Source organism: Verrucosispora sp. SN26_14.1 (genome assembly GCF_004307965.1).
In the GTDB taxonomy this organism is placed as follows: Bacteria; Actinomycetota; Actinomycetes; order Mycobacteriales; family Micromonosporaceae; genus Micromonospora.
This window is the reverse complement of the sequence record NZ_SISL01000381.1, coordinates 1-5,551: the sequence shown is the minus strand read 5'-3', so window position 1 is coordinate 5,551 and position 5,551 is coordinate 1. Positions and strand designations below refer to the sequence as shown.

At 73.0% G+C, this 5,551-nt stretch carries 4 protein-coding genes; 2 read left to right on the top strand and 2 right to left on the bottom strand.

What is annotated here, in order from left to right:
• On the bottom strand, nucleotides 1-378 hold a 378-nt coding region (locus EYA84_RS24910; RefSeq protein WP_236145947.1), incomplete at its 3' end, for a DUF1992 domain-containing protein.
• Nucleotides 379-527: 149 nt separating this feature from the next.
• Between EYA84_RS24910 and EYA84_RS24905 the strand changes: the two genes are divergently transcribed.
• Complete coding sequence (locus tag EYA84_RS24905) at nucleotides 528-692, top strand: hypothetical protein (RefSeq protein ID WP_161595033.1); 165 nt, start codon at nucleotides 528-530, stop codon at nucleotides 690-692.
• Between the two features lie 259 nt (nucleotides 693-951).
• Here EYA84_RS24905 and EYA84_RS24900 read toward each other — a convergent pair whose 3' ends face one another.
• On the bottom strand, nucleotides 952-2,955 hold the full coding sequence (locus tag EYA84_RS24900; RefSeq protein WP_131055867.1) for a beta-galactosidase: 2,004 nt from the start codon (nucleotides 2,953-2,955) through the stop codon (nucleotides 952-954).
• 162 nt (nucleotides 2,956-3,117) lie between these two features.
• Between EYA84_RS24900 and EYA84_RS24895 the strand changes: the two genes are divergently transcribed.
• A complete protein-coding gene (locus EYA84_RS24895; protein WP_131055865.1) occupies nucleotides 3,118-5,460 on the top strand; it encodes a TIM-barrel domain-containing protein in 2,343 nt (780 codons plus the stop codon).
• The last annotated feature ends 91 nt before the right edge of the window (nucleotides 5,461-5,551 follow it).

Genomic DNA, 5,551 nt, shown 5'->3' with positions numbered 1-5,551 from the left:
GGAGAGGTGTATCAGAGACAGCGTCGACACCACGGTGTCGGCGTCGACCGGGCGCACCACGACGCGAGGGCCGGACGGGTTGCGCAGCCAGGCCATCACCTCGGCGTTCAGGTCGGCGACGCAGGAGCGTACGGCCTGCTCGGTGGGGAGGTCGCGGACCTCGTCGGGCAGGCGTTCGATGCGGCGGCGCAGCAGCAGCGGGGTGGGTAGCAGCAGGTCGGTGGGGAGCTTCTCGCGTTCCATGAAGCTCTTGATCCACCAGGACTCGTCGTAGGGCATCCCCCGGCCCGGGATCGGGCGGCCCGCGCCGGGCAGGTCGTCGAACTCCCCGCGTTCCTGCGCCGAGCGGATCTGCGCCTCGACCGACGCCTCCCACATCCTGTCCACGCGTTCCACCTCCCCGTTTCCCCAGGGTACCGGGGCGGTGGAAGCGTTCTTCCTGCTCGACGACTTGCGTCCCGCGTCACCACCTCAGCAAGCTTCCCGGATGCCCGATGGCCGACGGGATCACCATGCGCTTGCAGCGGATGACCCTTGAGTCCCTGATGACCGAGGTGCTCGACGCGGGATTCGTGCTGGAGCGGCTGGTCGAGCCGAGGGCGGTCGAGACGCTGCGCGCCACCGACCCGGAGCGCTACGCGCGACTGACCGAGCGCCCGAGCTTCGTAGCCCTGCGGCTACGCCGCCCCTGACGACGCCCACCGCGACTCGTGCTCGGCACGGGCGGACGGTCGGGGGCGAGAATCGCCGCGAGCCCGGGCTCCCTCAGCTCAGGCCCGTGATCGCGATCGACGGGTCAGTCCTGCGGGGCTTGGGCTCCGCGAGAACGCCCCTCGGACGCAGGCGGCCAGGAGCGTACGTCGCCGGTCGTGGCCGCCCGCGGCGACGTCCGCTACCGCTTCGTGCGGGACCTCGACTGAGCCACCCCGACCGTCGACGTCTCCGCGTCGATCAGGTCGTCGGTCCCTCGCCGGCAGCCTCGCGCAGCACGGCCACCCCGCCGGGCGACAGGGTCACCGCCCCGTCGACCTCGGTGTCGGTGAGCAGGTCGCGCCCGCGTGCCGGTACGCGGTGGGCGCGGTCGGTGTGGTTGAGCAGGAACAGCCAGCTCACCCCGTCACCGAGGCGACGGACCGCCTCGACCCCGGCGGGTGCGCCCGGACAGACCGGGGTGACACCGGCGGCGCGGGCGGCGGTGTCCAGCAACCGGCGGTAGGTGGCGTCGTCGGGGCGGGTGGAGACGTACCAGGCGGTGCCGGCGCCGTGCCGGTGCCGCGTGATCGCCGGTGACCCGTCGAGCACCCCGCCGACGTACGCGGTGATGGTCTCCGCGCCGGTCAGGTGGACCGTCTCGGCCCAGATCCGGCCGGTGCCGCCGTCGTCGAGTCGGACGTGGTCGCCGTCGGCGAGCGGGTGGAACTCCTCCACCCGTACGCCGAGCACGTCGCGCAGGGCGCCCGGGTAACCGCCGAGCCGGACCCGGGCGTACCCGTCGGCGGTGCCGCTGAGGTACGTGGCCAGCAGGTGACCGCCGTGGTGGACGTACTCGCCGATCCACTCGGCGGTGGTGTCGTCGGTGAGGTAGAGCGCGGGCAGGACGAGCAGCCTGTACCCGTCGAGGGGGTCGCCGGGGGCGACCGTGTCGCAGCCGTGGCCGGTGTGCCACAGGGCCCGGTGGGCGGCGGCGAGTTCCTGCTGGTGGTCGAGTCGGGTCGAGGGCATGCCCGGGTGGCGTAGCGCCCAGCCACTCGGGGCGTCGACGGCCAGCGCCACGGACGCCTCGACCCGGCCGCGTACCTCGGTGAGCCGTTCCAGCGCCGCGCCGAGCTCGACCGCCTCGCGGAACGCCCGGCTGTCCGGGCCGGCGTGCGGCACCAGGGCGGAGTGGAAGCGTTCGGCGCCACCGGCGGGTGCCCGCCACTGGAAGAACATCGCGCCGTGCGAGCCGCGGGCCACGTGCGCCAGGCTGTGGCGCAGCATCCGTCCCGGCTCCTTGGTGTGTGACCGGCCGGTGGTGTGGATCTGCTGGGCGGCGCTCTCCATCAGCAACCAGGTCGGGTCGGCGGTGGTGTGCCGGGCCCAGCCCCGGGCCAGGTCGCCGACGAGCGCGGTCTGTTCCTCGGCGCCGCCGTCGACGGCCGACGGGTAGTGGTCGACGGCGACCAGGTCCACCTCGCGGGCCCAGCGGGCGTGGTCGACCGGCACCCAGTCGCCGAGTACGTAGTTGGTGGTGACCGGGGTCTGCGGTGCGGCGAGGCGCAGCAGGTCCCGCTGTTCGGCGTACGCGGCGAGCAGCGTGTCGGACCAGAAGCGGCGGAAGTCCAGGAGTTGGCCGGGGTTGCCGAGGTACTGGGTGGCGCGGGGGGTGCTGATCTGCGCCCAGTCGGAGTAGTGCTGGCTCCAGAAGCTGGTGACCCAGGCGTCGTTGAGGGCGGCCAGGTCGCCGTAGCGTCCGGCCAGCCACCGTCGGAAGGCGCGGGCGGTGTGCTCGCAGTGGCAGGTGGTGCCGTACTCGTTGTGCACCCGCCACAGCGCCACGGCCGGGTGGTGGGCGTACCGGTCGGCGAGGGCGGCGGTGATGCGGCGGGCGGCGGAGCGGTAGGCGGGGGCGGCGGCGCAGTAGGTGTCGCGGCTGCCGTGGTACAGGCGGACGCCGTCGGCGGTGACCGGCAGTGCGCCCGGGTGGGCGAGGGAGAACCAGGGTGGCGGGGAGGCGGTGGGGGTGGCCAGGGCGACCCGGATGCCGCCGTCGTGCAGCAGGTCGAGGACCTGGTCGAGCCAGTCGAAGGTGTACCGGCCGGGGGCCGGTTCGAGGCGGGACCAGGCGAACACGCCGACGGTGACCAGGGTGATCCCGGCCCGACGCATCAGCGCGACGTCCTCGGCCCAGACCTCCGCCGGCCACTGCTCCGGGTTGTAGTCACCGCCGTAGCAGAGCCGACCGTCGTGCCACATCGTCCACCATCCGTCGGATTAGTTGATTATCTGTCCAAACTATGGAGGCGGTTTGCCCATGTCAACGGCGCCGATAGTTTCGGCATCGATGATCCTCGTTGACAGTTCGTTGGGTAATTAAAGAAACTATCCGCACCGCCGTACCGTCGCTGAGGAGAGCCGATGCCGTACCGACCGCCGTTGGTGCCGTACGAGACGTTCGTGGCCGACCCACCCGACCTGCCCGCCCGCTCCCCCGGTGAGGGTGGGACTGCGGTGGTGGGTCGGGCCGAGTTCGTCGGCGGCGACACGTCCGGGGCCACCTTCAAGGCGGCGCTGGCCGACGGGGTGACGGCGGTGGTCCGGGTGGAGGCGGCCGGTGACGGCGTGATCCGGGTCCGGCTCGCCGAGGACCCCCAGGCCCGGACCCGCTCCGCGCGCGCGGTGACGCTGGTCCGCCCGGAGGTGCGGCCGGCCACCGTGACCGGCGACGACCGGTGGGTACGCGTCGACGCCGGGGCGGTGGTCGCCGAGATCAGCCTCGACCCGTGGCGGATCCGGTTCCTGCGCCCCGACGGCACCGTCCTGCTGGAACAGGACCCCGGCACGGTCGACATCAGCGGCCGGCGGCGCACCCTGCCCTTCGGCCGCTCCACCGTCGACGGGGTCCGCGTCGCCTGGCACGAGAGCTTCGTCGCGCCCGGTGACGAACGGTTCGTCGGCTTCGGGGAGAAGTTCACCCCGCTGGACAAGCGCGGCCAGCGGGCGTTGATGTGGAACTTCGACGCCTTCGGCAGCGAGTCCGACCGGTCGCACAAGAACGTGCCGTTCTATCTGTCCAACCGGGGCTACGGGCTGCTGGTCGACAGCGGCCTGCCGGTGCAGTTCGACGTCTGCCAGTCCACCCACAGCACGGTCCAGATCCTGGTCCCCGACGACCTGCTGGACTACTACGTGCTGGCCGGACCGACCCCCGCCGAGGTGCTGGACCGGTTCGACCGGCTCACCGGTCGGCCGTACCTGCCGCCCCGCTGGGCGTTCGGCGCCTGGATCTCCTCCGGCTTCTATCCGGACAGTCAGGACCAGGTGCTGGAACGGGCCCGTCGCATCCGCGAGCGCGACATCCCCTGCGACGTGCTGCACCTGGACTGCTACTGGCAGGTCGCCGGGAACTGGTCGGACCTGCGGTGGGACGCCGAGGCGTTCCCCGACCCGGCCGGGATGCTGCGGACCCTCGGCGAGCAGGGCTTCCGGGTCTGCCTCTGGATGAACCCGTACCTGATGACCGGCAGCCCGCTGTACGCCGAGGCGGACCGGGCCGGCTACTTCCTGCGCCGCCCCGACGGCAGCACGTACGTCGCCGACGTGTGGCACGGCAGCTACCCGGTCAGCGCCATCGTGGACCTGACCAACCCGGCCGCCGTCGACTGGTTCACCGGCCTGCTGCGGCCCCTGCTGGAACAGGGCGTGGCCGTGTTCAAGACGGACTTCGCCGAGGGGGTGCCGGCCGACGCGGTGGCCCACAACGGGATGACCGGCGTCGAACTGCACAACGTCTACAGCCTGCTCTTCAACGACGTGGTCGCCCAGGTCACCCAGGAGGTGGCCGGTCACCGGGCGGTGTGGGCGCGCTCGTCGTACCTCGGCGGGCAGCGGCACAGCGCACAGTGGAGCGGCGACGTCAACGCCACCTGGCCGGCGCTGGCCAGCACGCTGCGCGGCGGGCTGTCGCACGGCCTGTCCGGGGTGCCGTTCTGGAGCCACGACACCGGCGGTTTCCACGGCACCCCGGAACCCGACCTGTACGTCCGCTGGTCGCAGTTCGGGGCGTTGTCGCCGCTGCTGCGGCTGCACGGCACCACCAGCCGGCTGCCCTGGGACTTCCCCGCCGAGACCGAACGACACGCGGTCGCCGCGCTGCGGCTGCGGTACCGGCTCATGCCGTACCTGTGGTCGGCGGCGGTGCAGGCGGCCCGTACCGGCGCGCCGATGATGCGTGCCCTGCTGGTCGACACCCCGCAGGACCCGACGGCCTGGACCACCGACCTGCAGTACCGCCTCGGCACCGACCTGCTGGTGGCTCCGGTGCTGGACCCGACCGGGCAGCGGGACGTCTATCTCCCCGTCGGGGACGACTGGATCGACGCGGCCACCGGCGAGCGGCACCCGGGCGGGCGGCACCTGCGGGTCACCGTGCCGCTGTCGCGCACCCCGCTGTACGTGCGTCACGGCACGCTGTTGCCGCTGGTCGCGCCGCACCCGACCGTCGGTGACCGGCCCTTCCGCGACGTCACGCTGGTCAGCTGGGGTGCCGTCGAGGGGCGCACGGTGGTGCACGACGTCGACGGCGACACCGTCATCGAGGCGTTCCGCGACGGCGACGAGTTGCGGATCAGGACGCGAGGGCCACTGCTGGTGGGGCAGTTGGCCTTCGCCGGGGTCGGCGAGTCCGACCTGCCGGCCCGGCCACTGCTCAACGGTGCGGCGGTGACCGTCGTGCCCTTCGCGGGTCTGTTCCCCGCGTAGGGCCGGCCGTCGCGCGGGGGGCCCGGCTGGACGGAGTCGGGCCCCCCGCGTGACGGGGCCGGACCCACCGAGGGGGGTCCGGCCCCTGCCG